This window comes from Streptomyces sp. NPDC127068 (genome assembly GCF_042724695.1).
In the GTDB taxonomy this organism is placed as follows: Bacteria; Actinomycetota; Actinomycetes; order Streptomycetales; family Streptomycetaceae; genus Streptomyces.
On sequence record NZ_JBHXEN010000045.1, the window covers coordinates 23,030 to 49,824 of the forward strand.

23 protein-coding genes are annotated in these 26,795 nt (G+C 72.3%); 8 read left to right on the forward strand and 15 right to left on the reverse strand.

Annotated elements, in window-relative coordinates; translation table 11 throughout:
• The first annotated feature begins 32 nt into the window (after window positions 1-32).
• Genes ACFWIA_RS25565 through ACFWIA_RS25580 form a run of 4 tightly spaced genes read left to right on the forward strand, consistent with a single transcriptional unit; the run spans window position 33 to window position 3,704 of the window.
• Complete coding sequence (locus tag ACFWIA_RS25565; RefSeq protein WP_387008911.1) at window positions 33-701, forward strand: hypothetical protein; 669 nt, start codon at window positions 33-35, stop codon at window positions 699-701.
• Window positions 698-1,774 (forward strand): peptidoglycan-binding protein, encoded by a 1,077-nt coding sequence (locus ACFWIA_RS25570; RefSeq protein ID WP_387008912.1) that lies wholly within the window; start codon window positions 698-700, stop codon window positions 1,772-1,774. Before ACFWIA_RS25565 ends, ACFWIA_RS25570 begins: the two co-directional genes overlap by 4 nt.
• On the forward strand, window positions 1,771-2,514 hold the full coding sequence (locus tag ACFWIA_RS25575; protein WP_387008913.1) for an ABC transporter ATP-binding protein: 744 nt from the start codon (window positions 1,771-1,773) through the stop codon (window positions 2,512-2,514). Before ACFWIA_RS25570 ends, ACFWIA_RS25575 begins: the two co-directional genes overlap by 4 nt.
• Window positions 2,511-3,704, forward strand: a complete 1,194-nt coding sequence (locus tag ACFWIA_RS25580) for an ABC transporter permease (protein ID WP_387008915.1) — start codon at window positions 2,511-2,513, stop codon at window positions 3,702-3,704. The genes ACFWIA_RS25575 and ACFWIA_RS25580 overlap by 4 nt, the downstream gene beginning before the upstream one ends.
• Window positions 3,705-3,732: 28 nt before the next feature.
• Here ACFWIA_RS25580 and ACFWIA_RS25585 read toward each other — a convergent pair whose 3' ends face one another.
• On the reverse strand, window positions 3,733-4,317 hold the full coding sequence (locus ACFWIA_RS25585) for a GNAT family N-acetyltransferase (protein ID WP_387008917.1): 585 nt from the start codon (window positions 4,315-4,317) through the stop codon (window positions 3,733-3,735).
• Between the two features lie 132 nt (window positions 4,318-4,449).
• On the opposite strand from ACFWIA_RS25585, the gene ACFWIA_RS25590 reads away from it, so the two are divergent.
• The gene (locus ACFWIA_RS25590) at window positions 4,450-5,151 is read left to right on the forward strand and encodes a nitroreductase family protein (RefSeq protein ID WP_387008919.1); all 702 of its coding nucleotides are present in this window, start codon (window positions 4,450-4,452) and stop codon (window positions 5,149-5,151) included.
• Window positions 5,152-5,539: 388 nt separating this feature from the next.
• On the opposite strand, the gene pruA is transcribed toward ACFWIA_RS25590, so the two are convergent.
• Both pruA and ACFWIA_RS25600 read right to left on the reverse strand, forming a co-directional pair.
• The gene (gene pruA / locus ACFWIA_RS25595) at window positions 5,540-7,171 is read right to left on the reverse strand and encodes an L-glutamate gamma-semialdehyde dehydrogenase (RefSeq protein WP_387008920.1); all 1,632 of its coding nucleotides are present in this window, start codon (window positions 7,169-7,171) and stop codon (window positions 5,540-5,542) included.
• A 44-nt stretch (window positions 7,172-7,215) separates the two neighbouring features.
• The gene (locus ACFWIA_RS25600; protein WP_387008922.1) at window positions 7,216-8,142 is read right to left on the reverse strand and encodes a proline dehydrogenase family protein; all 927 of its coding nucleotides are present in this window, start codon (window positions 8,140-8,142) and stop codon (window positions 7,216-7,218) included.
• 193 nt (window positions 8,143-8,335) lie between these two features.
• Between ACFWIA_RS25600 and ACFWIA_RS25605 the strand changes: the two genes are divergently transcribed.
• The gene (locus ACFWIA_RS25605; RefSeq protein ID WP_387008924.1) at window positions 8,336-9,553 is read left to right on the forward strand and encodes a PucR family transcriptional regulator; all 1,218 of its coding nucleotides are present in this window, start codon (window positions 8,336-8,338) and stop codon (window positions 9,551-9,553) included.
• Window positions 9,554-9,596: 43 nt separating this feature from the next.
• Here ACFWIA_RS25605 and ACFWIA_RS25610 read toward each other — a convergent pair whose 3' ends face one another.
• From ACFWIA_RS25610 to ACFWIA_RS25635, 6 genes are all read right to left on the reverse strand, one after another.
• A complete protein-coding gene (locus tag ACFWIA_RS25610; RefSeq protein ID WP_387008926.1) occupies window positions 9,597-10,418 on the reverse strand; it encodes a DUF2785 domain-containing protein in 822 nt (273 codons plus the stop codon).
• Between the two features lie 54 nt (window positions 10,419-10,472).
• Window positions 10,473-11,150 (reverse strand): response regulator, encoded by a 678-nt coding sequence (locus ACFWIA_RS25615; protein WP_387008927.1) that lies wholly within the window; start codon window positions 11,148-11,150, stop codon window positions 10,473-10,475.
• Complete coding sequence (locus ACFWIA_RS25620) at window positions 11,140-12,396, reverse strand: sensor histidine kinase (protein WP_387008929.1); 1,257 nt, start codon at window positions 12,394-12,396, stop codon at window positions 11,140-11,142. Before ACFWIA_RS25620 ends, ACFWIA_RS25615 begins: the two co-directional genes overlap by 11 nt.
• Window positions 12,397-12,436: 40 nt before the next feature.
• The gene (locus tag ACFWIA_RS25625; protein ID WP_387008986.1) at window positions 12,437-13,207 is read right to left on the reverse strand and encodes an ABC transporter permease; all 771 of its coding nucleotides are present in this window, start codon (window positions 13,205-13,207) and stop codon (window positions 12,437-12,439) included.
• Between the two features lie 62 nt (window positions 13,208-13,269).
• Entirely contained in the window at window positions 13,270-14,193 is a 924-nt protein-coding gene (locus ACFWIA_RS25630) for an ABC transporter ATP-binding protein (protein WP_387008931.1), read from the reverse strand.
• 548 nt (window positions 14,194-14,741) lie between these two features.
• Window positions 14,742-15,653: an NAD(P)-dependent oxidoreductase gene (locus tag ACFWIA_RS25635; RefSeq protein ID WP_387008933.1), complete on the reverse strand. Its 912-nt coding sequence runs from the start codon at window positions 15,651-15,653 to the stop codon at window positions 14,742-14,744.
• Window positions 15,654-15,716: 63 nt separating this feature from the next.
• Between ACFWIA_RS25635 and ACFWIA_RS25640 the strand changes: the two genes are divergently transcribed.
• Window positions 15,717-16,121 carry a MerR family transcriptional regulator gene (locus ACFWIA_RS25640; RefSeq protein WP_387008935.1) on the forward strand — a complete coding sequence of 135 codons (405 nt, stop codon included), beginning with the start codon at window positions 15,717-15,719 and terminating at the stop codon, window positions 16,119-16,121.
• Between the two features lie 30 nt (window positions 16,122-16,151).
• Here ACFWIA_RS25640 and ACFWIA_RS25645 read toward each other — a convergent pair whose 3' ends face one another.
• Window positions 16,152-16,736: a TetR/AcrR family transcriptional regulator gene (locus ACFWIA_RS25645; RefSeq protein WP_387008937.1), complete on the reverse strand. Its 585-nt coding sequence runs from the start codon at window positions 16,734-16,736 to the stop codon at window positions 16,152-16,154.
• Between the two features lie 104 nt (window positions 16,737-16,840).
• Here ACFWIA_RS25645 and ACFWIA_RS25650 point away from each other — a divergent pair, with 104 nt between their 5' ends.
• Window positions 16,841-18,403, forward strand: coding sequence for an MFS transporter (locus ACFWIA_RS25650; protein ID WP_387008939.1), 1,563 nt, complete (start codon window positions 16,841-16,843; stop codon window positions 18,401-18,403).
• A 91-nt stretch (window positions 18,404-18,494) separates the two neighbouring features.
• On the opposite strand, the gene serA is transcribed toward ACFWIA_RS25650, so the two are convergent.
• The 5 genes from serA to ACFWIA_RS25675 form a co-directional block, all read right to left on the reverse strand.
• Window positions 18,495-20,099: a phosphoglycerate dehydrogenase gene (gene serA, locus ACFWIA_RS25655; RefSeq protein WP_387008941.1), complete on the reverse strand. Its 1,605-nt coding sequence runs from the start codon at window positions 20,097-20,099 to the stop codon at window positions 18,495-18,497.
• A gap of 424 nt (window positions 20,100-20,523) precedes the next feature.
• The gene (ilvC, locus tag ACFWIA_RS25660; protein WP_387008943.1) at window positions 20,524-21,522 is read right to left on the reverse strand and encodes a ketol-acid reductoisomerase; all 999 of its coding nucleotides are present in this window, start codon (window positions 21,520-21,522) and stop codon (window positions 20,524-20,526) included.
• Between the two features lie 245 nt (window positions 21,523-21,767).
• Window positions 21,768-22,292: an acetolactate synthase small subunit gene (gene ilvN, locus ACFWIA_RS25665; protein WP_385491307.1), complete on the reverse strand. Its 525-nt coding sequence runs from the start codon at window positions 22,290-22,292 to the stop codon at window positions 21,768-21,770.
• A 40-nt stretch (window positions 22,293-22,332) separates the two neighbouring features.
• Window positions 22,333-24,201, reverse strand: a complete 1,869-nt coding sequence (locus tag ACFWIA_RS25670) for an acetolactate synthase large subunit (RefSeq protein WP_387008945.1) — start codon at window positions 24,199-24,201, stop codon at window positions 22,333-22,335.
• A 242-nt stretch (window positions 24,202-24,443) separates the two neighbouring features.
• A partial coding sequence (locus ACFWIA_RS25675; RefSeq protein WP_387008946.1) for a putative bifunctional diguanylate cyclase/phosphodiesterase occupies window positions 24,444-26,795 on the reverse strand: 2,352 nt, incomplete at its 5' end.

Here is a 26,795-nt window from a genome sequence, read left to right on the forward strand (position 1 = left end):
GGCCATGAACTGGCGTGACGATGGTGGGCGCCATGATCCTCAAGACGACCTCCCGCAGTACGTCCCGACTGCGCCTGGCCGCGTGCGTCGCGGCCCCCGTCCTCGCCCTCTCGGTGGCGTGCGGCGGGGGTGACGACGGCGGCACGAAGAGCCACGGCATCGCCGACGCCCCGGACGCCCCGACCGCCGACCGGCCCGCCGAGCCTTCCCGGGCCGCGCAGCCCTCGAAGTCCGCCGGGAAGGAGACCCGGCCCGCGGGCAAGAGCGCCTTCTACGACGCCCAGGTCACGTTCGTCCAGTGCATGCGCGCCAAGGGCGACTACCCGGAGTACCCGGACCCCAAGCTCAGCGGCTACCTCGATTGGGACAAGATCAACGAGCTGGGCTCCCAACCCGGACGCAACCAGGGCATCAAGGCGGGCAAGAACAACGTCTGCGTCCCCGAACTCCAGGCGGTCATGGCGGTCGAGCCCGAGCGCGACCAGCAGAAGTCCTTCGAGTCGATGCTCGCGCACGCCAAGTGCATGCGGGACAACGGCGTCTCCCGGTTCACCAACCCGACCATGAGCGGCGGCAACGCGATCCCCGGCGGCGACCCGAACCCCGCGTCCCCGGTGCTCGACCACGAGTCGCCCGCGTACAAGAAGGCCGAACGGACCTGCAAGCCGAAGCTGATCGACAGCGTGGCGGGCATGCAGTGAAGCGCCGCTCCGCCTTCCTCGCGCTCGGCGCCGTGACCGTGGTCGCCGCCGTCACCGGGGGCCTCCTGCACCTCGGTGACGGCGACGGCGCGGACACCGCCGGGAAGGGCGGCGACCTGCCGCCCGCCACCGCGACCGTCGTGCGCACCGACCTGGTGCAGTCCAAGACGGTCGACGGCAAGCTCGACTTCGCGCAGCGCCGCACCGTCAAGTCCACGGTCGAGGGCACCGTCACGGTGGCCGCGGCCGAGGGCGAGACGCTCACCACGGGGCAGGCGCTGTACGAGCTGAACGACAAACCCGTCACCCTCCTGTACGGGCCGGTCCCGATGTTCCGCGAGATGAAGCGGGGCGACCGGGGCAGCGACGTCCTCCAACTGGAGCGCAACCTCCGTGACCTGGGGTACGGGGCGGGTCTTTACGTCGACGTCTGGTACGACGAGGACACCGAGGCCGCCGTCAAGCAGTGGCAGAAGACCCTGAACCGCGACACCACCGGGCGGGTCGGCAAGGGCGACGTCGTCTTCCAGCCCGGCCAGGTCAAGGTGGCGAAGGCCGAAGCGGCCCTCGCCGACCAGGTCGCCCCGGGCGAACCGGTCCTGACGGTCGCCTCCACCCAACCGGTCATCCGGGCCGAGCTGGAGCAGTCCGACGGCGCGCTCACCTCCAGCGGCACCAAGGTCGAGGTCGTCCTGCCGAGCGGCAAGACCGCCGCCGGCAAGGTCGCCGGGACGGTGCGTCCCGAGGCGACCGGCGAAGGGGGCGAGGGCGCCGAGGACGGCATCACCGTGGAGGTGGTCCTGGACGGCGGGGCGAGCGCCGTGGCCGGCGAGGACGCCAGGAAGTCGGCGAGCGTGCGGTTCGTCAGCGAGGCGCGCGAAGGGGTGCTCGCGGTGCCCGTCGAGGCGGTCGTCGCCCTGCGCGGCGAGAACGGCGGCTACGGCCTCCAGGTCGTGCGGGGCAGCACCTCGCAGGTGGTGCGGGTGGAGACCGGGATGACCGCCGACGGACGGATCGAGGTCAGCGGCCCGGACGTCCGCGAGGGCCTGCGGGTGGGAGTGGCGAAACCGTGACTCCGACACCGGCACCGACCACCGCCTCGACCCCCGTGGTGGAGCTCCGGGGCGCCACCAAGTCGTACCCGGGCGGGGTGCACGCCCTGCGCGGGGTGGACCTCACCGTCCACGAGGGCGAACTGCTCGCCGTGGTCGGCCCGTCCGGCTCCGGCAAGTCCACGATGCTCCAGGTGATGGGCACCCTCGACAAGCCCACCACGGGCGCCGTGCGGATCGCCGGCTACGACGTGTCCGCGCTCCCCGACTCCCGGCTCTCCGCGCTGCGCGCCCGGCACATCGGCTTCGTGTTCCAGCACTTCCACCTGGCGGCGGGGCGCGATGCGGTGGACAACGTCGCGGACGGCCTGCTCTACGCGGGGGTGTCGCTGCGCGAACGGCGGGCCCGGGCCCGCGAAGCACTGGCCCGGGTGCGCCTCGACCACCGCTTCGGGCACACCCCGAACGAACTGTCCGGCGGCGAGAAGCAGCGCGTGGCCATCGCCCGCGCCCTGGTGGGCGACCCCCGGCTGCTGTTGGCCGACGAGCCGACCGGGGCGCTGGACACCGCGTCCGGCGAGGTCGTCATGGAGTTGCTGCACGAGCTGAACGCGACCGGCACCACCGTCTGCGTGATCACCCACGACCACGGGATCGCGGACTCGCTGCCGCGCCGGGTGCGCTTCCGGGACGGCGAGATCGTCTCGGATTCGGGCCCCGGCCCGACCCGCACCGACCGTGCGGAAGGAGCCGGTTCATGAGGAACGACCTCAAGCCCGCCCGACTGTCCATCCGTGACGTGCTGCGCGTCGGCGCGGTCGGCCTGCGGGCCCGGCGCGCCCGCGTGGTGCTGTCGGCCCTGGGCATCGCCATCGGCATCGCGACCATGGTCACGGTGATCGGGCTGTCCGAGTCGAGCCGGTCCGACCTGATGGCCCAACTCGACCGCCTCGGCACCAACCTCCTCACCGCCGAAGCCGGCGAGGACTCCGAGGGGAACCCGCTCAAGCTGCCCAAGAGCGCGGTCGCGATGGTCGAGCGGATCGGCCCGGTGCAACACGCCACCGCCACCGCCGAGGTCGACGCCCGCATCCGGCGCAGCGACCTGGTCCCCGAGGAACGCACCGCCGGGGTCACCACCCAGGCGGCCCGTACCGATCTGCTGACCGCGCTCGGCGGCGAGGTCGACCGGGGCGTCTGGTTGGACGCGGCGAGTTCGCGGCTGCCCACGACGGTGCTGGGGTCCGAGGCGGCGAAACGGCTGGGGGTCACCGGCACCGGGGAGACGATCATGATGAACGACACCCGAGTGGTCGTCGTCGGCATCCTCGAACCGCTCGTGCTGGTCCCCACCCTGGACCGGGTGGCCCTGGTCGGATTCCCCGCCGCCGAACGCTACTTCGGCTTCGACGGGCATCCCACCACCGTCTTCGAGCGCTCCACGGACGCGTCGGTCGAGGAGGTGGCGGCGATCCTGGCCCGCACCATCAGCCCCGGCCATCCGGGGGGCATCAAGGTGTCCCGGCCCTCGGACGCGCTGGCCGCCAAGGCCGCCACCGACGAGGGCCTGACGCGGCTGATGCTCGGTCTGGGCGGGGTGGCCCTGCTGGTCGGCGGGGTGGGCGTGGCCAACACCATGGTCATCTCCGTGTTGGAGCGTCGTCAGGAGATCGGTCTGCGCCGCTCGTTGGGCGCCACCCGCCACGCGATCCGGCTCCAGTTCCTGACCGAGTCGCTGCTGTTGTCGGCGCTCGGCGGGGTGTCGGGTGCGCTGCTGGGCGCGGTGGCGACCTACGGCTTCGCCACGGTCCAGGGGTGGACGGCGGTGGTGCCGCCCTGGTCGCTGGCGGGCGGGCTGGCCGCGACCCTGCTGATCGGGGTGGTCGCGGGCCTCTACCCGGCGGTCCGGGCCGCCCGGCTGCACCCGACGGTGGCGCTGAACGCGGTGTGACGCGGTGGGCGCGGTGCGCCCCCCGGCGTCACAACACGTCGCCGTCGCGCCAGTCGAAGAGCAGCGGGTGCGCGGGGTCCGGGACCCGGTGGCCGGGGTCGGCGTCCGGCGCGGCCCACACGTAGGTGGTGCCCTCCTCCTCCGGCAGCCGCTCCTCGCCGTTCGGTCCGAGGACGCCCAGCGCACCGGGCCACACCTGCCAGCCGCGCTGCTCGTACAGGGCGGCGCCCGCGTCGCTCGCCGACAGGGCGCCGCACGCGTACGACCGGACCACGACCTCCTCCAGGGCGGCCATCACCCGCCCGCCGAGGCCGCGCCGGCGGACGTCCGCGCGGACGGCGACCCCTTCGACGTACCCGACGCGCAGGGAGCGCCCGGCGTGCAGCACCCGCCGCTGGATGACCGCACCGTGTGCGGCGATCCCGCGCGCGTCGGTCACCAGGGCGTGCATCCCGCCGACGGTGTGCTCCCAGTCCCCGTCGCTGAAGTCGCCGTCGAAGGCGTCGTGGAGCAACGCCCGCACGGCACGCAGTTCCTCGGCGGTGAGTTGGGCGGTGTGGGCGATCCGGACGTCGGGGACGGTGGGGTGCGCAGGGAACGGGGAGGTGGTCATCGCCCCAGTATCGGCAGCCGCCGCCGGGGGCGCACTCGCATTCGGGCGCCGGCAGGTACGCGGGTGACAGTGCCGGACTATCGCCCGGTGCTGTCTGCCCGCGCACCCGGGTCACCCGGCACACTCCCCGGTATGACGGATACCGCACGGCCCTGGAGTCCGATCCACGGCGAGCCCTACCGGCCCGAGCCCTACCGCCCGGTGCGCGTGCCCGCCGCCGCTTCGGTGGCCTGCGCGGCCGAGCTGCGGTGGCGCATGGAGGAACGGCGGACGGTACGGATGTTCTCGCCGGACCCGGTACCGGCCGAGGTGGTGCGGGACGCGGTGGCCTGTGCGCGCACCGCGCCGTCCGGGGCGCACCAGCAGCCCTGGACGTTCGTCCTGGTGCGGGACGAGGAGGTGCGGCAGCTGATCCGGCGGGCCGCCGAGCGCGAGGAGCGGACCTCCTACGACGGGCGGTTGGGCGAGGAGTGGTTGGCGGCGCTGCGTCCGCTCGGCACCGACGAGGTGAAGCCGCACCTCACGGATGCGCCCGCGCTGTTGGTGGTGTTCCAGCAGCGGTACTGGGTGGGGCCGGACGGCGCCCGGCGCAAGCACTACTACGTGGACGAGTCGGTGGGCATCGCGGTCGGCATGCTGTTGACCGCGCTGCACCTGGCGGGGCTCGCGGCGTTGGTGCACACGCCGAGCCCGATGGGTTTCCTGCGGGAGGTGCTGGGCCGCCCCGCGAACGAGAAGGCGTTCGCGGTGCTCCCGATCGGCTATCCGGCTGCCGACTGCGAGGTGCCGGCGCTGGTGCGGAAGTCGCTGGAGCAAGTGTTGGTGGAGATCTGACCGGCGCGGTGCGGTTCCCTGCTCGGGGTGCGTGGGGCCGTGCGGGCGCTGTCCTGCTCGGGTGCGCTGTGGCTTTGCGCAGTTCCCCGCGCCCCTATCGGGGCTTCTGGCTGGGGCTGTGCGGTGTGCTGGTGGGGCGGGCGACGACGGCGAGGAGCGCCCGGAGATCAGGGGCGCGGGGAACTGCGCAAAGCCACAGCGCACCGCACGGGGCAGCGCACCCGATGGAGACCGCCCCGGACCCTGACTTGGGGGTTCAGGGAACGGGGCGGTGTCTGGGGGGCCCGCGCGTGGGCCGGGGGGCGGTCCACGCGCGGGCGGGCGGTGGCTGGGCTGGGAAGGGAGCCACCGCCGGAGGGCGGCCGGGTGAGGACCGCCCTGGTCGAGGTCAGCCCATGTGCGGGTAGGTGTAGTCGGTCGGCGGGACCAGGGTCTCCTTGATGGCCCGGGTCAGCGTCCACCGCATGAGGTTCTGCGGGGCACCGGCCTTGTCGTTGGTTCCGGAGGCCCGACCGCCGCCGAAGGGCTGCTGGCCGACGACCGCACCGGTCGACTTGTCGTTGATGTAGAAGTTGCCGGCCGCGTAGCGGAGCTTGTTCATGGTGTGCGCGACGACGGCGCGGTCACCGGCGATGACGGACCCGGTGAGGGCGTAGTCGGACACCGACTCCATCTGGTCGAGCATGGCGTCGTAGCTGTCGTCCTCGTAGACGTGGACGGCGAGGAACGGGCCGAAGTACTCGGTGGTGAAGACCTCGTTGGCCGGGTCGGAGCACTCGACGACGGTCGGGCGCACGAAGTAGCCCACCGAGTCGTCGTAGGTGCCGCCGGCGACGATGGTGCAGCTGTCGTCGGCCCGGGCGCGGTCGATGGCGGCCTTGTTCTTGGCGAAGGACCGCTCGTCGATGACGGCGCCGATGAAGTTCGACAGGTCGGTGACGTCACCCATGGCGAGCCCGTCGACCTCGGCCGCGAACTCCTCCTTGAAGCCGGAGTTCCAGATCGAGGCGGGGACGTACGCGCGGGAGGTCGCGGAGCACTTCTGGCCCTGGTACTCGAAGGCACCGCGGGTCAGGGCGGTCTTCAGGACGGCGCGGTCGGCGCTGGGGTGCGCGACGACGAAGTCCTTGCCGCCGGTCTCGCCGACCAGCCGCGGGTAGGTGCGGTACTTGGCGATGTTCTCGCCGACCGTCTTCCACAGCAGCTGGAAGGTGGGGGTGGAGCCGGTGAAGTGGATGCCCGCGAGGTCGCGGTGGTGCAGGGCGACCTCGGAGACGGCGATGCCGTCGCCGGTGACGAGGTTGATGACGCCCTTGGGCAGCCCCGCCTCCTCAAGGAGGCGCATCAGCAGCACGGCGGCGTGCGTCTGCGTCGGGGACGGCTTCCACACGACGACGTTGCCCAGGAGCGCGGGGGCGGTGGGCAGGTTGCCCGCGATGGCCGTGAAGTTGAACGGCGTGATCGCGTAGACGAACCCTTCCAGCGGGCGGTGGTCGAGGCGGTTCCACACGCCCGGCGAGTTCGCCGGCGGCTGCTCGGCGAGCAGGTCACGGGCGTACTGGACGTTGAAGCGCCAGAAGTCGACCAGCTCGCAGGGCGTGTCGATCTCGGCCTGCTGGGCGGTCTTGGACTGGCCCAGCATGGTGGAGGCGGCCAGCGTCTCGCGCCAGGGGCCGGCGAGCAGGTCCGCGGCGCGCAGGATGATCGCGGCGCGGTCGTCGAAGGACATCGCACGCCAGGCGGGGGCGGCGGCCAGGGCCGCGTCGATGGCGTCCTGGGCGTCCTCGCGGGTGGCGTTGCGGTACGTGCCGAGCACGGCGCGGTGGTTGTGCGGCTGCACGACCTGGAAGGCGTCGCCGCCGCCGAGGCGCTTCTCGCCGCCGATCGTCATGGGGAGGTCGATCGGGTTCTCGGCCAGCTCCTTGAGCTTGGTCTCCAACCGGGCGCGCTCCGGGGAGCCGGGCGCGTAGCCGTGGACCGGCTCGTTGACCGGCGCGGGGACCTGGGTCACAGCGTCCATGGTTTCCGTGTCTCCTAAGTGGGTCGGGAGGGGGCGGGGAGCGCTCAGCCCTTGGTGAGGATGGAGCGGGCGAAGAAGAGCAGGTTCGCGGGCTTCTCCGCGAGGCGCCGCATGAAGTAGCCGTACCAGTCGGTTCCGTAAGCGGTGTACACGCGCATGCGGTGGCCCTCGGCGGCGAGCCTCAGGTGCTCCTCGCTGCGGATGCCGTACAGCATCTGGAACTCGTACTCGTCCAGCTTGCGCCCGGCGCGGTGGGCGAGGTCCTGGGCGATGGCGATCAGACGCGGGTCGTGGGACCCGATCATCGGGTACCCCTCGCCCTCCATGAGGATGCGCAGGATGCGGACGAACGCCTTGTCGATCTCGGCCTTGTCCTGGAACGCGACCGAGGCGGGCTCCTTGTAGGCGCCCTTCACGATGCGCACCCGGCAGCCCTCGGCGGCGAGCCGGCGGGCGTCCTCCTCGGTGCGGAACAGGTACGCCTGGATGACACATCCGGTCTGCGGGAAGTCCTTCCGCAGCTCGCTGTGGATGGCGAACATCGAGTCGAGGGTGGTGTGGTCCTCGGCGTCCAGGGTGACGGTGGTGCCGATCTCGGCGGCGGCCTCCACGACGGGCCGCACATTGGCGAGCGCCAGCTCGTGGCCGCCCTCCAGGGCCTGGCCGAACATGGACAGCTTCACCGACATCTCGGCGCGCTCGCCGAGACCCAGCTCCTGGAGGCGGCCGATCAGCTCCAGGTAGGCGTCCCGGGCGGCGAACGACTGCTCGCGGGTGGTGATGTCCTCACCGACGACGTCGAGGGTGACCTCCAGGCCGCGCTCGGCGGACTCGCGCACGATCGGGATCACCTGGTCGACGGTCTCACCGGCGATGAACCGGGCGACGACCTGCTTGGTGCCCGGCGCCGCCGACACGAACCGGCGCATCTTGTCGCTGCGCGACGCGGCGAGAATCACGGGACCCAGCACGGGCCACCTCCACGGAGAGAACGAACAGGCCGCTTGCCCGGGGGTCCGACGCAGAAGTGAACGGTCCGGGGACGGCAAGGGGAACCACCGTGAAAACTAGGGATCGCTCCGATCCTGGGCCATCGACAGCTGTCACGCATCCGCGGCCCCGATCTCAGACATCTGTATGAAGAACCGGCCGCCGCGGGGGAGAATGGCAACCGTGAAGGGCGACTACGGCGACTACCAGGAACTCGTGGACGAGGTCTCGGCGCTGCTCGGGGCGCCCGCGACCCTGGAGAACCGGGACTTCCGACTGATCGCGTTCGGCGCCCACGACAGCGACGACGACACGGCGATGGACCCGGTCAGGACCCGCTCGATCCTCACCCGCGGATCGCCGGCCGCGGTCCGTTCCTGGTTCGAGGGCTTCGGCATCACCCGGGCCACCGGTCCGGTGCGCATCCCGGCGGCCCCCGAGGCGGGCGTGAACCGGGGCAGGATCTGCCTTCCGGTGCGCCACCGGAACGTCGTCCTCGGTTACGTGTGGCTGCTGGACGACGACCCCGGCCCCAGCGATGCGCAGCTCGCCGCCGCGATGGAGGTCACCGAACGGATCGGGGTGCTGCTCGCCGACGAGGAGCAGGCGGGCGCGGACCTCACCCGTGAACTGCGGGCGGCGCTGACGGCCCAGCCCGGCTGGCAGGGCGACATGGCGGTGGCCGCGCTGCGCACCGCGCTGGGGCCCCGCGCGGACGGTCTGCACGGCGTCGTCTGCGTGGCGCCCTGGTCGGTGGCGGGCACTGCGGCGCCCCCGTTGCCGTCCGTCCGGGCGCTACCCGCGGCGAGCGCCCTGTGCGCCCTGCCCTGGGGCCTGGACGCCCAGGCGCTCGCCGTGCTGGTGCGGCTGCGGACGCCCGACGCGCTCGACCCGGCACTGACCGTGGCGGACCGGCTGCGCACGACGGCGGCCGAACGGCGGCGGTCCGGGGCGTCCCCCGGCGAGCAGGCGTCGCCGACGGCCGGGGTGGGCGCGCCCCGTCGTGATCTGGCCGATCTGGCGGGCGCCTGGCGGGAGGCCGCCGCGGCGGCCCGGGCGGCCCGGGCCGAGACCCGGTTCGCCCCGGTGGCCGAGTGGTCCGCCATCGGTCCGTACCGGCTGCTGACCGCCCTGGCCCCGCCGGGGGGCGAGACGGCGCACGATCCGGCGGCCCGGGAGCTGCTCGCGCCGGCGCACCGGGAGCTGGCCCGCACCGCCGAGGTGTACTTGGACCGTGCGGGTCAGGCCGGGCGGGCCGCCGCCGAGCTGGGCATCCACCGCCAGACCCTGTACTACCGGCTGTCCCGGGTGGAGCAGCTCACCGGCCTGGACCTGGACGACGGCGAGGACCGGCTGCTGCTGCACATGGCGCTCAAGGCGGCCCGGTTGTAGGGCCGCCCGGCTGACGACGTACGGCTTGCGGGGCCGGGGCGGGTCAGCCCGCGGTCGGGAAGTCCTTGAGGGGTGCATGGCCGAAGACCGGGGCGAGCACGTCGGCCAGCCGGTCCTGCACGGCGTCCGGGCAGGTGAGCGGGTGCAGCGGTCCGGACGGGACCAGCGGTGCTCCGCGGTCCGCCAGCAGGTACAGCATCCGCAGGGTGCGCATCGTGTTGGAGGCGTGGGCGGGCATCGGTCCGCGACCGAGCGCGGCGAAGTCCGCGTCGATCGGGTCCAGCCACGCGGTGGACGTCTCGGCGGTCAGCTCGGGGCGGGCGAGCACCCGGGCCAGCGCGCCGGCCAGCCGGTCGTCCTCCCGCTGGTCGAAGGCGTGGTCGGTGCGGGCCAGCAGCCGCTCGGCGGCCAGCGCCAGCATCGCGGTCGGATCGACCTCGGGACGCGTGCCGAAGGTTCCCAGCAGGTCCGCGCCGTGGGCGACCGCGTGCAGCCACCCCAACTCCGGGTCGAAGCCGCGTAGATCGGACTCGGTGGCGTACCAGCGGGTGAACGCGTCCAGCCAGGACGGCGTGAAGTCGCCGCGGCTGACGATCATGTCCAGCACCAGCGGGGCGAAGGTTCGGGCCTGGATCTCGTCATCGGCGAACCGGGCGGCCATCTCGTCGCCCAGTCGCAACCTGCGCTCACCGGCGATGACGTCGCGGGCGATCCAGGTGCGCAGCACCACGTACGGCGCCCCGTCGCGGACGTCCGGATCGGGATCGCGCAGACACCGCGCGAGTTCGGCGGTCAACGCGTCGAGGTCTCCACCTGCCGGTACGTGGCTTCCGGCCTCGAAGATCTCATTCCAGTGATCGGTCACAGCCAGTGACCGTAGCACCCGTGCTACGCGGCCGGTGCGGCCCCCGGTGGCCCCCTACGGCCGGGCCTGGCCCAGGATGCCCCGCTCGTACGCCTTCGCCACCGCCGCCGCGCGGTCGTTGGCGCCCAACTTGGCGTACAGATGGGCCAGGTGGGTCTTCACCGTGCTCTCGCTGATGAAGAGTTCATGGGCGATCTCCCGGTTGGACGTGCCCCGGGCGACCAGGACGAGGACCTCGCGTTCGCGGGCGGACAGCGGCTCGTTGCCGGGCGCGCGGACCGCCCGGACCAGCCGCGAGGCCACCGCCGGGGAGAGGACCGTACGGCCCTCGGCCGCCGCCCGGACCGCCGTGCAGAGTTCGTCGCGCGGGGCGTCCTTCAGCAGGTAGCCCGTCGCGCCCGCCTCGATCGCGGGGAGGGTGTCGGAGTCCGTGTCGTACGTGGTGAGCACCAGGACCTTCGCCCGGGCGCCGCGGCGGGTGAGTTCGGTGATGGCGTCGACCCCGCCGCCGCCCGGCATCCGCAGGTCCATCAGCACCACGTCCGGGTCGAGTGCGGTGGTCGCGGCGACCGCCTCCGTGCCGTTGGACGCCTCGCCCAGCACGGTGAAACCGGGTGCGGACGCGAACATGCCGCGCAGCCCGTCCCGTACGACGGGGTGGTCGTCGACGATCAGCAGCGAGATCACGGCGTCCGCGGCCAGGGGGGCATCGGTGGGGGCGTCATCGGTCATGGCGCACCAACGGTACGCGAGCCGACACCGCCGTGCCGTACCCCGGTTCGGCCTCCACGGTCAGCGAACCCGCCATGCGGGCGGCGCGGGCGCGCATCCCGTCGAGTCCGAAGCCGCCGGTGCCGGTGCGTTCGGGCACGGCCATCGGGTCGAAGCCCCGCCCGTCGTCGCGCACGTCGAGGGTGACCTCGTCGCCCATGAAGCTGAGGGTGGCGACGACGCGGGAGGCGTCCGCGTGTTTCGACACGTTCGCCAGGGCCTCCTGGGTGATGCGCAGCAGGGTGGCCGACACCTCCGCGTGCAGGTGTTCCGCGGCGCCCGTGAGGGTGAACTCGGCCCGCACGTCCGTCCGTTCGGCCCACTGGTCGAGGGTCTTGCGCAGCGCCCGGGGCAGGCCGTCGCGGGCCAGGGCCACGGGCGCCAGGTTCTGCACCGAGCGGCGGGCCTCGCCGAGGCTGTGCCGGGCGAGGTCCGAGGCGCGGTCCACATGGGTGCGGGCGACCGCCGGGTCGGGGGTGTTCGCGACGACCTGGAGTTGGGCGATGATCCCGGTCAGCCCCTGGGCCAGGGTGTCGTGGATCTCCGCGGCCAGCCTCCGGCGTTCGTCGGCGATGCCCGCCTCCCGCGCTTGGACGAGGAGTTGGGCGTGCAGGGCGGCGTTCTCGTCGAGTGCCTGGTGGAGGGCCGCATTGGCGCTTTCGAGTTCGGTGATGCTCTCCGCCCGGGCCCGGGACAGCGACTCCTCCAGTTCGTAGAAGTGGGCGACCAACGTCAGCAGGACGTTGTTGGCCACCAGGAGCCCGGCGAACAGGAGCCAGCCCGCCCCGCCGTGGAAGGGCAGCCCGCCGGCCTGTGCGCCCGCGACCGGCACGGAACAGGCGACCAGGCCGGTGCGCCGCCAGCGGCTGCCGGGTATCCGGTCGTTGACGTCGAAGTAGCCGGTGGAGACGTAGAACGCGAAGAACGGGTTGAGCCAGGTGAGTGCGGAGCCGATCGCCCAGCGCGCGGTGTAGTACGCCGCCGAGGTGGAGTCCGGACCCCGGTGGCTGCGGACGGCGCGGCCCCACCACAGCTGGAGCACGAGGGCCGCGACGACCAGCAACGCGACGGCGCCGCGTTCGACGGTACCGGGCGTCAGTTCGGCCGTGGCGACCGCGAGGACCGCTCCGACGCCGAGCAGCCCGTACGGCTGCCACCGGTGGAAGGCGTCCCAACGCCGCTCCATGTCCCTGTCCGCCGTGGTCATCGCCCCAGTCTGCACGGCCGCGCACCTCCCGTTCCCGCCCCTACTCCCAGCGGAACCAGCGGATGGCGACGGCGGAGGGGACGAGCGTCCACCCGACGAGGACACCGAGGTGGGACCAGGCGGGCCAGTCGCCGGCCGCCGCCGCGTCGAGGGCGCTGGCCGCGGCACCGAAGGGGGTGAGCTCGACGATCCGGGCGAGGACGTCCGGCATGGCCGCCACGGGCACCCAGACGCCCGCGGTGAACAGCATCGGGAAGGCCGTCGAGGAGCCGATCGCGGTCGCGACCTTCGCCGTGCGGGCGAACGCCGCCACGAGGGCGCCCAGGGCGAGGGCCGCGGTGGCGGCGAGCAGCAGGGCCAGCGCGTAGCCGAGGACCTGGCGCGGCAGCGGCACGTCGAAGGCGAGTCGGCCCACCGTCAGGGAGGTCAGCGCCGACAGCAGGGCCGCGGCACCGTTCAACCCCATCTGTGCGGTCAGCAGGGCGGACGGGCGCATCGGCGTGGTCGACATGCGGCGCAGGATGCCCCGCTCGCGGTAGCCGGTGAGGACGGGCGGCATCACCTGGAGGCCGGCCATGATCAGGGCGACCAGCACGGCCACCGGCACGTACACGTCGATGAGCCGGATGCCCCCGAGGTCAGCGCTGACCTCCCGGAACTTGGGGACGCAGCCCAGGACCACGAACAGCAGGGTCGGGAAGCCCAGGGCCCAGAAGAGGTTCCCGGGCTCACGGCGGAAGAGCCGGGCCTCGGCCCGCAGCACGGCGGTGCGGGGGGAGGCCGCGCGGAACGGGGTCGCAGGGGCGGTCATGGTGCGGCTCCAGGTCGGTTCTTCGGTGGGACGGGCGTGGGCGGGGCGGGTGCGGTGGGTGCTCATGCGTCCGTGAAGTCCTGGGTCAGGTCGAGGAAGGCGTCGTCCAACGTGGCGTCGGTGACGCGGAGTTGGTGGGCCGTGATGTGGTACCGGGCGAGGAGGGAGAGCACCGCGTTGACGGTCTCGTCGGTTCCCCCGAGCGTGATCCGACCGTCCTGGTGGGTGAGGGACGCCAGTCCGGGCAGTACGGCCAACTGCTCGTCACCGAGGGGTGCCGACGGGGTGAACGAGATGAGGGTGGCGCCGGCCGCCCGGTCGATCAGGCCGCGGGGCGTGTCCAGTGCGGTGACCCGCCCGTGGTCGATCAGGGCGATCCGGTCGCACAGCCGTTGCGCCTCCTCCATGAAGTGCGTGACCAGGAGGACGGTGACGCCGCGTTCGCGGACGTCCTCGACGATCTGCCAGGTGTCGCGCCGGGCCCGCGGGTCGAGTCCGGTCGTCAACTCGTCGAGCACCACGATCCTGGGGTTCCCGATCAGTGCGAGCGCGATGAACAGGCGCTGCTTCTGGCCGCCGCTGAGCACCGCGAAGCGGGCGGCGAGGTGCTCGGTGAGGCCCAGGCGTTCGGCGAGCGGACGCCAGTCGGCCGGGTTCGGGTACAGGGCCGCGTACAGCTCCAGCGCCTCGCGCACGGTGAGCTTGGCCTGGAGTTCGCTCTCCTGGAGCTGGGCGCCGAGGACGCGGGTCAGGGCCGCGTGGTCGGTGACCGGGTCGAGTCCCGCGACCCGGATCCGGCCGGCGTCGGGGACGCGTAGCCCCTCGATGCATTCCACGGTGGTGGTCTTGCCGGCGCCGTTCGGGCCGAGGATGCCGAAGATTTCGCCCTCTTCGACGGTGAAGGAGGCGCCGTCGATGACGGGGCGGCCGTCGTAGGACTTGCGGAGGTCGCTGACTTCGATGATCGGGGTGTTCGTCGTGGTCATGGAGGGAGCTTCGCTCCAGGGCTGCGGGGGGCGCATCGCCCATCGCGCTCGACGTGGCATCGGCCGATCGGTCGGCGGTTCCGCCCGTTCGGGGGACGGCCCCGTGGCCGTGCACTGTCCCGTGCGGGTGCGCGGTGCTTGCCCGCGCCGTTCCCCGCGCCCCTATCAGGGCGTTCCGGTGGGCCTCCGCTGTCCCCTGCGGGTGCGCGGTGGCTGCTCGCGCAGTTCCCCGCGCCCCTTTGGGGGCGTCCTGGTGGGTGCGGCGGGGTGGGCGGGTGCCCCGTCAGGGGCGCGGGGAACTGCGCAAAACCACCGCGCACCCGCACGGGACCAGCGCACGCCCACCAGGACGCACCGATAGGGGCGCGGGGAACTGCGCGAAACGACGGCGCACCCGCACGGGACAGCGCGGGCCCACCGGAACGCACCGATAGGGGCGCGGGGAACTGCGTGGGCAACCACCGCGTACCCGCACGAGACCAGCGCGCCCCACCAGGACACACCGATGAGCGCGCGGGGAACTGCCCAGAACCACCGCGCACCGCAGGTCAGCCAGCGACCTCGGGCCGCTTGAACACCTCAAGCAACGCGTAATAGTTGTCCTTGGCGTGCCCCAGCGCGATGCCCCGCTCCGCGATCGTCCGCAGCAGCCGCGGCTGATCAGCCCGGATGCCCTGCTCCTCACTGGTCTTGGTGATGTGGTCCAGCGCGTTCAGGTTCATCTCCAGGGTGCCGAGGTCACCCGGGTACGCGGCCTTGTCGAGGTCGACCGCACCGGCGAGGAACCCTTCGTTGCTCAGCACCGTGGGCACGAACCAGCCGAAGGCGAGCTCCGCGAACTCGGTCGGCTTGACCCCGGACGAGCCCACCAGGGCGGTGGCGTGCAACCAGCCGTTCATGGTGGTGTACATCATCTCCAGCAGGGCCGTGTTGTAGAGCACGGCGAGGCCGGGGTCGGTGCCCAGGAAGCGGGAGTCGCCCAGGGTGTCCAGCGCGGTCCGGTGCTGGTCGAACACGTCCCGGGGGCCGCTGTACAGCAGGACGGAACCGGGCTTGCCGATGAGCGTCGGCGGCACCATGATCGCGCCGTCGAGGTAGGCGATCCCGAGCCGCTCCGCCCACGCGGCGGCCTCGGCGGCCTCCTTGGGCGTACCGGAGTTGAGGTTCACCAGGGCCCGGCCCGCGAGGGCCTCCTCGGCACCGTCGAGGATCGCGTACGAGGTGGTGTAGTCGTTGAGACACAGGAGCGTGACGGGACTCGCGGCCACCGCCTCGGCAACGGTGTCGGCGCGGTGCGCGCCCTTGGCCACGAGGGCGTCGGCCTTGCCGGGGGTGCGGTTCCAGACGGTCACGGGGTGGCCGGCGTCGACCAGGGCGTGCCCGAGGACGATGCCCATGGGGCCCAGGCCGATGAGGGTAACGGGGGTGTCGGATGCGGTACTTGCTTGCTGGTTCGTCATGAACGGCACGCTAGGGTTTCACATAGATGTGAGAGTCAAGCGAATCTGAGTGGTGACGGTCACATGCGCATAGGTGCGTTCTCCCGCCGGACCGGGGTCAGCCAGCGGCTTCTGCGGTACTACGAGGAACAGGGCTTGCTGGCGCCCCGCAGACTGCCCAGCGGGTACCGCGAGTACGAGGAGGCGGACGTCCGTACGGTGCGGGGCATCCGCACCATGCTGGCCGCCGGGCTGAGCACCCGGACCATCGCGGAGTTGATGCCCTGCCACGTGGACGACGGCGTGGGCCTCGTTCCCGCCTGTTGGGGGGTGCTGCCCGAACTGTTGAAGGAGCGCGAGCGGCTGGACACCGCGATCACCGACCTGTTGAGCGCGCGCGCCGCGCTGGACGACATCATCGCCATCACCCCTCCGCCCGAGCCGGACGACGTCGGGGCCGACGCGGTCCCGGCGGGCGCCGTCTGCTGATCGGTACGGCCCGGTGCGGCCGGGCCGGGGTCAGGGGCGGTCGGCGGCGGCCATGACCTGCCGCAGCCCCTCGGCGAGTTCGGCGCCGGTCGGCGTGGTGCCCGGGTCGAAGAACCACTGCACCATCAGGCCCTGGAGCAGGGTGGAGTAGAAGCCGCCGGCCGTCACGGCCAGCGGGTCGGTCGGCGCGGGCTCGGGGCCGCCGAGGAACATCGCGACGAGCCCGCTGCGGGCCGCGCCGCTCGCCCGGGCGAGGTGTTCGCGCACCCCGGGGAGCCGGTCGGCGTGCACCATCACCTCCAGGCCGAGCCGCCAGGTCGACCGGTTCTCGGTGAAGGTGCGGATCACGTTCTCCCAGGAACGCTCGAAGCGGGCGAGGGAACCGTCCCCGGTGGGGTCGTCGCCGTCCGGGACCTCGTCGAACGCCAGGCTGACGTTTTCGATCAGATCGACGTACGCCTGTGCCAGGAGGGCGTCCTTGGAGCCGTAGTGGTAGCCGATGGACGCCAGGTTCGTCCCCGATTCCCGGACGATGTCGCGCGCCGTCGTCTCCAGGAAGCCCTTCTCCAGCAGGCAGCGCTTGGCGCCTTCGAGCAAATCCTCACGGTGTCCCATGCCGGGCAGCGTACCGGCGGTCGCGCACCCGCCCCGTACGGCTGCCCACAGCGATCTATACAACCGTACTAGACAAGTGTTTTATACGCTCGTATGGTTCCGCCATGACCAATCCCCTGGCGGGTGCCCCGCGGCACGCCGCCCTTCCACCGCCCCGCGCCGGGCGCCGCGAGTGGACCGCACTGGTGGTCCTGATGCTGCCGCTGCTCCTGGTCTCGATGGACGTGTCCGTGCTGTACTTCGCCGTCCCGGCGATCAGCGCGGACCTCGCCCCGAGCGGCACCCAACAGCTGTGGATCTTCGACATCTACGCCTTCGTCCTCGCCGGCCTGCTGATGACCATGGGCTCGGTGGGCGACCGCATCGGCCGCCGGAAGCTGCTGCTGATCGGCGCGGTCGCGTTCGGCGCCGCTTCCCTGAGCGCCGCCTACGCCAGCAGCGCCGAGATGCTGATCGCCGCCCGCGCGGTGCTCGGCATCGGCGGGGCGACCCTGATGCCGTCGACCATGGCCCTGGTGCGGAGCCTGTTCCAGGACCCGGCGCAGCGCGCCAAGGCCATCGGCGTCTGGTCGGCGGTGATGACGGGCGGCGTGGCGCTGGGCTCGGTCATGAGCGGAGTGCTCGTGGAGTACTTCTGGTGGGGCTCGGTCTTCCTGGTCAACCTGCCCGCCATGGCGCTGCTGCTGGTGCTCGCACCCCTGCTGATCCCGGAGTCGAAGGACCCGGCGCCCGGCCGCTTCGACCTGCTGAGCGTGCCGTTGTCGATGGCCGCCGTGCTCCCGCTGGTCTACGGGCTCAAGGAGATCCCCTCGGAGGGCTTCGCGCCGCCCTACGTGCTGTCCTTGCTGGCCGGCCTGCTCTTCACGGCCCTGTTCGTCCTGCGTCAGCGCACCGCGGCGTCCCCGCTGATCCCGCCCGCGCTGCTGAGCGGGCGCGGCTTCGGCCCGGCGGTCTTCCTCAACTCGCTCGCCATGTTCGCGATGATGGGCTCCGCCTACTTCACCACCCAGTACCTCCAGTCCGTGCTCGGCAAGAGCGCGATGGAGGCCGCCCTGTGGTCGCTGCTGCCGTCGGTGCTGATCGGTCTCGCGGCCCCGGTGACCACGGCACTCGTCCAACGGGGCGCCCACCGCGGGTACGTCGTCGCCGGCGGCTTCGGCACGGCGGCGGGGGGTTTCACGCTGTTGACCGCGGCCGGGACCGATTCGCTGTGGCTGGTGCTGGCCGGGTCGGGCGTACTGGCCTGCGGAGTCGTCACCGTGATGGCGCAGATGACGGACGTGGCGCTGGCGGCGGCCCCACCGGAACGGGCCGGATCGGCGTCCTCGCTGTTGGAGACGGGACAGGAGTTCGGCGGGGCACTGGGCATGGCGGTCCTCGGCTCCATCGGCACCGCCGTCTTCCGCCACCGGATGGAGGACGACGCCCCGCCGGGCCTACCGGAAGCCGCCGCGGAAACGCTGGGCGGGGCCCTCGCGGTCGCCGCCGAACTGCCCGGGGGCACCGGGGCGGCGCTGACGGCCCTGGCCCGCGGCGCGTTCACCGACGGCATGGCCGCGGCGGCCCTCGGCGGCACGGCGGTCCTGCTGCTCGCGGCCGTCCTCGCCCTGGTCCTGGTGCGTCGGGCGCCGGCCGGGACCCCCGCGGACCGGCCCGACCGCGTCTAGGACACCCCCGCACACACGGACGGGCCGGTCGATCCGGGGGGATCGACCGGCCCGTCCGTGCGGGGTTCACCGCCTCACGGCGCGCATGACCTCAGTGGGTCAGGTCCACCGAACGGGCGGACACCGCGCCGATCTCGTCGCCCAGCTCGGCCAGCACCGTCGCCGGCACGGTGTCGTCGACGGTGAGGACCGCGAGGGCCTCGCCACCGGCCACCGAGCGGGAGACCTGCATGCCCGCGATGTTGACGCCCGCCTCACCGAGGACCCGGCCGACCGTGCCGACGACCCCGGGACGGTCCGCGTACTTCAGGACGACCATGTGGTCGGCGAGGGCGAGGTCGATGTCGTGCTCACCGATCGCCACGATCTTCTGGTGGTGCTTGGGACCGGCCAGGGTGCCGGAGACGGACACCTCCTGGCCGTCGCCGAGGGTGCCGCGCACGGTGACCACGTTGCGGTGGTCGGGCGACTCGCTGGAGGTCGTCAGCCGGACCTCCACCCCGCGCTCCTGGGCGAACAGCGGGGCGTTGACGTAGGACACCGTCTCGTCCACGACGTCCTCGAAGACGCCCTTCAGCGCGCTCAGTTCGAGCACCTTCACGTCGTGCTGCGTGATCTCGCCGTACACCTCGACGTCGAGCCGGACCGCGACCTCACCGGCGAGCGCGGTGAAGATCCGGCCCAGCCGCTCGGCGAGCGGCAGCCCCGGCTTGACGTCCTGGGCGATGACGCCGCCCTGCACGTTCACCGCGTCCGGCACCAGTTCGCCCGCGAGCGCCAGCCGCACGGACCGCGCGACGGCGATGCCCGCCTTCTCCTGCGCCTCGTCGGTCGACGCGCCGAGGTGCGGGGTGCAGACGACCTGGTCGAACTGGAACAGCGGCGAGTCGGTGCAGGGCTCCTTCGCGTACACGTCGAGCCCGGCGCCCGCGACGCGACCCTCCTTCAGCGCCGAGTACAGCGCCTCCTCGTCGACGATCCCGCCGCGCGCGGCGTTCACGATCCGCACGGTCGGCTTGACCTTGTGCAGCGCCTCGTCGCCGATGAGGCCCAGGGTCTCGGGGGTCTTCGGCAGGTGCACGGTGATGAAGTCGGAGACTTCGAGGAGCTCGTCCAGCGACAGGACCTTCACGCCCATCTGCGCGGCGCGCGCGGGCTGCACGTAGGGGTCGTACGCGACGACCTTCATGCCGAAGGCGGACATCCGCTGGGCGACGAGCGCACCGATGCGGCCGAGGCCCACCACGCCCAGGGTCTTCTCGGCGAGTTCCACGCCGGTGTACTTCGACCGCTTCCACTCGCCGTTCTTCAGGGCGGAGTTGGCCTGCGGGATGTTGCGCGCGGTGGCCACCAGCAGACCGCAGGCCAGTTCGGCGGCGGTGACGATGTTGGAGGTCGGGGCGTTGACGACCATCACGCCGGCCTTGGTGGCGGCGGACACGTCCACGTTGTCCAGACCGACGCCCGCGCGGGCGACGACCTTCAGCTTCGGGGCGGCGGCGATGGCCTCGGCGTCGACCTTGGTGGCCGAGCGGACCAGGATGGCGTCGACGTCCGCGATGGCGGGCAGCAGCGCGGCGCGGTCCGCCCCGTTGCAGTGGCGGATCTCGAAGTCGGGCCCGAGTGCGTCGACAGTCGCGGGCGACAGCTCTTCAGCGATGAGTACGACCGGTTTGCCGTTGGCAGCAGTGCTCACGTGAGTCCTCACAAGTCCATTGCGGACGGCCGTCCCGACGGCCGCAGGCGGTGGAGGTTGGCTTGCCGCGTGGAAGACGCACGACGCTGTGGGCCTGACGCGTATGTGCTGTGCAGTGTAGTGGCGTAACGGGGGACGAATTCCGCCGCACCGGAAGGATCACCCATCCGTGGCTGGCCGGACTGGACAAACAACGCACCCGATCCGCGCGGACGGACGAGGACGAACAGGGGGAGACGTCAACGACCGGAGGGGCCGGATCGTGTGATCCGACCCCTCCCGGCCTGATGGGACGCGGCGCGCCCCCGACGGTTCCGTGCCGGGGCGCCCCGCGCGGGCGCGGTGCGGCGCACAGGCGCACGGCAGCGCACGGGAATCCGGTGCCCCGGCGTGGGGCGCACGGACAGGCGCGCGCCCCGGAGGCTTACGCCTCCTCGTCCACCCAGCTCATGAGCTTGCGCAGCTCCTTGCCGGTGGTCTCCAGGAGGTGCCCCTCGTCCGCCTTCTTGTACTCGTTGTACTTCGGCAGCCCGGCCTCGTACTCCTTCATCCAGTTGGTGGCGAAGGTGCCGTCCTGGATCTCGCCGAGGACCTTCTTCATCTCGACCTTGGTGGCGTCCGTGATGATCCGCGGGCCGGTGACGTAGTCGCCCCACTCGGCGGTCTCGGAGATCGACCAGCGCATCTTCTCCAGGCCGCCCTCGTACATGAGGTCGACGATGAGCTTCAGCTCGTGCAGGCACTCGAAGTAGGCGATCTCCGGCTGGTAGCCGGCCTCGACCAGGGTCTCGAACCCGGCCTTGACCAGTGCGGAGGCACCACCACAGAGGACGGCCTGCTCACCGAACAGGTCGGTCTCGGTCTCCTCGGTGAAGGTGGTCTTGATGACGCCGGCGCGGGTGCCGCCGATCGCCTTGGCGTAGGACAGGGCGAGCGCGAAGGCGTTGCCGGAGGCGTCCTGCTCGACGGCGGCGATGCAGGGCACGCCGCGCCCCTCCTCGTACTGGCGGCGCACGAGGTGGCCCGGGCCCTTGGGGGCGACCATGCACACGTCGACGCCGGCCGGGGGCTTGATGAAGCCGAAGCGGATGTTGAAGCCGTGTCCGAAGAACAGGGCGTCGCCGTCCTTCAGGTTGTCCTTGATGGACTCCTCGTAGACCTTGCCCTGGAGCGGGTCCGGCACGAGGATCATGATCACGTCGGCCTCGGCGGACGCCACGGCGGGGGTGACCACACGCAGGCCCTGCTCCTCGGCCTTGGCCTTGGACTTCGAGCCCTCGTGCAGACCGACCCGGACGTCGACGCCGGAGTCACGCAGCGACAGCGCGTGGGCGTGGCCCTGGCTGCCGTATCCGATGACGGCGACCTTGCGCCCCTGGATGATGGACAGGTCGGCGTCGGCGTCGTAGAACAGCTCGGCCACTGGGTTTCTCCTTGATTTCTGCCGGTGTCGCTGGTTGTGCGTCCCACCGTACGGCGGGCGGGGACGGGGGCGGTGCGGGGTCTCGCGATGCGGGCGCGCGCGTGGGGTGGTACGCGCGCGGGCCTCCACGTCGTGCGGGAGGGCGCCGGTGCGCTGGTCGTACCGCCCCACGCGCGCGGAGGGTCCCGCGCACACGAGGGCTTGGGCGGGGCGGCGGGGCCTGGTGAGGTCCCGCCGCCGCCGGGTCAGGCGGAGCGGTCCAGGGCCCGCAGGGAGCGGTCCGTGATGGAACGGGCGCCCCGGCCGATCGCGATGGTGCCCGACTGGACGAGTTCCTTGATGCCGAACGGCTCCAGCATCTTGAGCATCGCCGAGAGCTTGTCGCTGGAACCGGTGGCCTCGATGGTGACGGCCTCGGGCGAGACGTCGACGGTCTTGGCGCGGAACAGCTGGACGATCTCGACGATCTGGGAGCGGGTCTCGTTGTCGGCGCGGACCTTCACCAGGACGAGTTCGCGCTGGATCGCCGAACCGGGCTCCAGCTCCACGATCTTCAGGACGTTGACGAGCTTGTTGAGCTGCTTGGTGACCTGTTCGAGGGGGAGGTCCTCGACGTTCACCACGATGGTGATGCGGGAGATGTCGGGGTGCTCGGTGACGCCGACGGCGAGCGAGTCGATGTTGAAGCCGCGGCGGGAGAACAGTGCGGCGATCCTGGCCAGGATGCCGGGGGTGTTCTCGACCAGGACCGAGAGCGTGTGCTTGGACATGACGGTCATTTTCTTCCCTGCCTCGATCGTCTTCCGGTCCTCAGTCGTCCTCGTTGTCGCCGAAGTCGGGGCGGACGTCACGAGCGGCCAAGATGGTGTCGTTGGAGGTCCCGGCGGCGACCATCGGCCACACCATGGCGTCCTCGTGGACGATGAAGTCGACGACCACGGGGCGGTCGTTGATGGCGTTGGCCTCGGCGATGACCTTGTCGAGTTCGTCGGGGGACTCGCAGCGCAGGGCCACGCAGCCCATGGCCTCCGCCAGCTTCACGAAGTCCGGGACGCGGGTGCCGCCGGCGGGCTTGCCGGGGACGGGCTGACCGTCACCGGTCGCATCGCCGGGGCCGCTGTGCAGGACGGTGTTGGAGTAGCGCTGGTTGTAGAACAGGGTCTGCCACTGGCGGACCATCCCGAGGGCGCCGTTGTTGATGATGGCGACCTTGATGGGGATGTTGTTCAGGGCACAGGTGGTCAGTTCCTGGTTGGTCATCTGGAAGCAGCCGTCGCCGTCGACCGCCCAGACCGTGCGCTCCGGCTGACCGGCCTTGGCGCCCATCGCCGCGGGCACCGCGTAGCCCATGGTCCCGGCGCCGCCGGAGTTGAGCCAGGTGGCGGGCTGCTCGTAGCGGATGAAGTGGGCGGCCCACATCTGGTGCTGGCCGACGCCCGCGGTGAAGATCGTTCCTTCGGGGGCCAGTTGCCCGATCCGCTCGATCACCTGCTGCGGTGAGAGCGAGCCGTCGGCGGGCTGGTCGTAGCCGAGCGGGTAGGTGTCGCGCCAGCGGTTGAGGTCGGTCCACCAGTCGGTGTAGTCGCCGGCGTGGCCGTCGCTGTGCTCCTTCTGGACGGCCTGGACCAGATCGGCGATGACCTCGCGGGCGTCACCGACGATGGGCACGTCCGCGGCGCGGTTCTTGCCGATCTCGGCGGGGTCGATGTCCGCGTGGACGATCTTGGCGTAGGGGGCGAAGCTGTCCAGCTTGCCGGTGACGCGGTCGTCGAAGCGGGCGCCGAGGGCGACGATCAGATCGGCCTTCTGGAGCGCGGTGACGGCGGCGACCGAGCCGTGCATGCCGGGCATGCCGAGGTGCTGCGGGTGGCTGTCGGGGAAGGAACCGAGCGCCATCAGCGTGGTGGTGACCGGCGCGCCGGTCAGTTCGGCGAGGACCTTCAGCTCGGCGGTGGCGCCGGCCTTGATGACCCCGCCGCCGACGTACAGCACGGGTCGCTTGGCCTGGGTGATCAGCTTGGCGGCCTCGCGGATCTGCTTGGCGTGCGGCTTGGTGACCGGACGGTAGCCGGGCAGGTCCTGGGCGGGGGGCCAGCTGAAGGTGGTGCGGGCCTGGAGGGCGTCCTTGGCGATGTCGACCAGGACCGGGCCCGGGCGGCCGGTGGCGGCGATGTGGAACGCCTCGGCGATCGTCCGCGGGATGTCCTCGGCCTTGGTGACCAGGAAGTTGTGCTTGGTGATCGGCATGGTGATGCCGACGATGTCCGCCTCCTGGAAGGCGTCCGTGCCGATGGCGGCGGAGGCGACCTGGCCGGTGATCGCGACGAGCGGGACGGAGTCCATGTGCGCATCGGCGATGGGGGTGACCAGGTTGGTGGCGCCCGGCCCCGAGGTGGCCATGCAGACCCCGACCTTGCCGGTGGCCTGGGCGTACCCGGTGGCCGCGTGACCGGCTCCCTGCTCGTGCCGGACCAGGACGTGCCGCACTCGGGTGGAGTCCATCATCGGGTCGTAGGCCGGCAGGATCGCGCCGCCCGGAATGCCGAACACCGTCTCGGCCCCGACCTCCTCAAGGGAGCGGATGAGGGACTGCGCGCCCGTGACGTGCTCGACGGTGACGGACTGTCCTCCGGAACGGGGCCGCGGCTGCGGATGGGCCCCGGTGGCCTGCTCGGTCATCGGCATTCTCTTCTCGATGCTGAGGGGGATTTGCGAGAGTTGTACGGAGTGCTGCGGTCTGATCTGGCGACCGGCGCGGCGCCGGTGCAACAAAAAACCCCTCGTGCCGTGAGGCAAGCGAGGGGAGCGCGCCGGTGCGTTCGCTGGGTGCCGTGAAGGACCCTGCTTCAGCCGACGCGCTGTCCAAGTACGAGAATTCGGGTGCGCATGGCTCAGACCCTCTCCCCCGCACTCAACCCCTGTCAAGTGGGTGGGACGTGGGTCTCATTATGTGAGCGGGTGGAGAGTCCACGGCGGTGCGCGGGTGGCGGCAGCGGCGGGTACGCACCTGGGCTGAGCTGGCCGTATCCGCCTCCCGACGGCCGGGGGTCACGGGCCGCGGCGGAGCCGGTGCCGCTGGGCTCGCGGGCGGGCCGAGCGGGGGCACCGCCGCCCGCGAGGACGGACGCGGCAACGGCGCCGCGATCGTCCCAGTCCTCTCCCCCGGGGTTCCGGGCACCCTCGTGGGGGGCACCGGCGGACGTCTCCTGGGGCACCGGGTAGCGGCCGGTGCTCAGGGCGCGCCGCAGCCGGTACTCGTCCAGGGCGGCCGAGAAGGCCGCGCCCTGACCGTAGGTGCAGCCCATCGCCCGCAGCGCGGTGACCTGCTCCGGTAGGTCCACCCCGTCCGCGACGGACTCCAGGCCGAGGTCGGTGGCGATGCGCAGCAGACCGCTGGTGATCTTGTGGAGCCGTCCGGACTCGACGACGCCCTCCACCAGGCTCCGGTCCAGTCGGAGGATGTCCAGCGGGAGCCGTCGCAGGGCCGTGAGGGCTCCGTGCCCGTTGCCGAAGCCGTCGAGGCCGATCCGCACCCCGAGCCTGCGCAGGGCCGTGAGGCGGCGTTCCAGTTCGTCGAAGGGCACCGTCGGGTCGCTGTCGGCCAGCTCGATCACCAGGCTCCCGGCGGCGAGCCCGTGCCGGGCCAGCAGGGCCTCGACGGAGGACAGCGGCCGGGACCGCTCGACCAGGTGACGGGCGCCGACCCGGACGACGACGGTCGTGGGGTGGCCCGCGGCGGCCCGGTCGGCGGCCCGGACGAGGGCTTCCTCCAGCGTCCAGCGCCCGAGCTCGGCCGCGCGGTCGGTGTCGTCGGGCGCCCACGGGAACTCGGCGGGGGTGAACAGGCCGTCCTGGGCGGATCTCCAGCGGGCCTGGGCGCCGACGGCGCCGATCACCCCGGTGGTCAGGTGCACCACGGGCTGGTGCAACAGGGCGAACTCGCCCTCGTCCAGGGCCGCCCTGAGCCGTCCGGCGAGCTCGGCGCGGCGCACCACGTCGGCCTGCATCTGTGGGGCGTAGAGCTCGACACGGCCCTTGCCGGCGGCCTTGGCCCGGTACATCGCGAGGTCGGCGTTGCGCAGCAGTTCGCTCTCGCCGACGCCCGGTTCCGCGAAGGCCACGCCGATGGACGCGGCGACCCGGACGTCGTTGCCGTCGATCGGGTAGGGCTCGGACAGTCGGGCCCGCAGCCGGTCGGCGAGGTCGAGGATGTGGCGTTCGCGGGCGGCCCGGTCGGTGGTGCCGTCGCCGAGGACGAGGGCGGCGAACTCGTCGCCCCCGAGGCGGGCGGCGGTGTCGCTCTGGCGTACCGCCTCCTGGAGTCTGCGGGCGGCCTGGACGAGGAGTTGGTCGCCCGCCTGGTGCCCGATGGTGTCGTTGACCGCCTTGAAGCCGTCGAGGTCGATGAAGAGCACGGCGGTGCCCGGATCGCGGTCGGCGGAGCGGCGTCCGCCGAGGCCGCGGGCGACCCGGCGGGTGAACAGGGCCCGGTTGGGCAGGCCGGTGAGCGGGTCGTGCTCGGCGCTGTGCTGCAACTGGGCCTGGAGCCGGACGCGTTCGGTGACGTCGCGGCTGTTGAAGAGCAGCCCCCCGTGGTGGCGGTTGACGGTGGACTCCACGTGGAGCCACTGGCCGCTGCCGGAGCGGAAGCGGCACTCGATGCGGGTCGTCGGCTCGTCGTCCGCGCTGGCGGCGAGGAACCTGCGCACCTCGTGGACGACCGCCCCGAGGTCGTCCGGGTGGATCAGCGAGGCGAGTTCGCTGCCCATCAGGTCCTCCGCGTCACGGCCGTAGACCCCGGCGGCGGCGGGGCTGACGTACCGCAGCACCCCGCTGGGCGCGGCGATCATGATGACGTCGCTGGAGCCCTGCACCAGGGAGCGGAAGTGGTTCTCCTTCTGGGCGAGTTCCTGGGTGAGGGTGGTGTTGTCCATCAGCATGATGCCCTGCCGGACGACCAGGGCGAGGACGACCGTGCAGGCGGTGACCAGGACCACGCGGTCGATGCTGCGGTCGTTGAGCACGTTGTAGAGGATGCCCAGGGTGCAGACCGTGGCCGCCAGGTAGGGCGCGAGCGCGGCGAGCGAGCCGGCGATCGGCCGCGGGGCGGTGCGGGATGCGCCGCCGTGCGGGCACTGTGACCAGGACTGCTCCGCCGGGTGCCGGGCGGGCCCGTAGGCACCGGGGTCGGGTGGGGGGGGCCGCCGGCCCCCGGGGGGGGGCGGGCCCCCCCCCGGCGGGGGGCCCCCCCCCGGGCGGGGGGGGGCCCGGGG

Coding starts and splice junctions, on each gene's coding strand:
- ACFWIA_RS25565 (WP_387008911.1), top strand. CDS start 33: ATGATCCTCAAGACGACCTCCCGCAGTACGTCCCGACTGCGCCTGGCC.
- ACFWIA_RS25580 (WP_387008915.1), top strand. CDS start 2,511: ATGAGGAACGACCTCAAGCCCGCCCGACTGTCCATCCGTGACGTGCTG.
- ACFWIA_RS25585 (WP_387008917.1), bottom strand. CDS start 4,317: ATGACCACCTCCCCGTTCCCTGCGCACCCCACCGTCCCCGACGTCCGG.
- ACFWIA_RS25590 (WP_387008919.1), top strand. CDS start 4,450: ATGACGGATACCGCACGGCCCTGGAGTCCGATCCACGGCGAGCCCTAC.
- pruA (WP_387008920.1), bottom strand. CDS start 7,171: ATGGACGCTGTGACCCAGGTCCCCGCGCCGGTCAACGAGCCGGTCCAC.
- ACFWIA_RS25605 (WP_387008924.1), top strand. CDS start 8,336: ATGGCAACCGTGAAGGGCGACTACGGCGACTACCAGGAACTCGTGGAC.
- ACFWIA_RS25615 (WP_387008927.1), bottom strand. CDS start 11,150: ATGACCGATGACGCCCCCACCGATGCCCCCCTGGCCGCGGACGCCGTG.
- ACFWIA_RS25620 (WP_387008929.1), bottom strand. CDS start 12,396: ATGACCACGGCGGACAGGGACATGGAGCGGCGTTGGGACGCCTTCCAC.
- ACFWIA_RS25625 (WP_387008986.1), bottom strand. CDS start 13,207: ATGACCGCCCCTGCGACCCCGTTCCGCGCGGCCTCCCCCCGCACCGCC.
- ACFWIA_RS25630 (WP_387008931.1), bottom strand. CDS start 14,193: ATGACCACGACGAACACCCCGATCATCGAAGTCAGCGACCTCCGCAAG.
- ACFWIA_RS25635 (WP_387008933.1), bottom strand. CDS start 15,653: ATGACGAACCAGCAAGCAAGTACCGCATCCGACACCCCCGTTACCCTC.
- ACFWIA_RS25640 (WP_387008935.1), top strand. CDS start 15,717: ATGCGCATAGGTGCGTTCTCCCGCCGGACCGGGGTCAGCCAGCGGCTT.
- ACFWIA_RS25645 (WP_387008937.1), bottom strand. CDS start 16,736: ATGGGACACCGTGAGGATTTGCTCGAAGGCGCCAAGCGCTGCCTGCTG.
- ACFWIA_RS25650 (WP_387008939.1), top strand. CDS start 16,841: ATGACCAATCCCCTGGCGGGTGCCCCGCGGCACGCCGCCCTTCCACCG.
- ilvN (WP_385491307.1), bottom strand. CDS start 22,292: ATGTCCAAGCACACGCTCTCGGTCCTGGTCGAGAACACCCCCGGCATC.
- ACFWIA_RS25670 (WP_387008945.1), bottom strand. CDS start 24,201: ATGACCGAGCAGGCCACCGGGGCCCATCCGCAGCCGCGGCCCCGTTCC.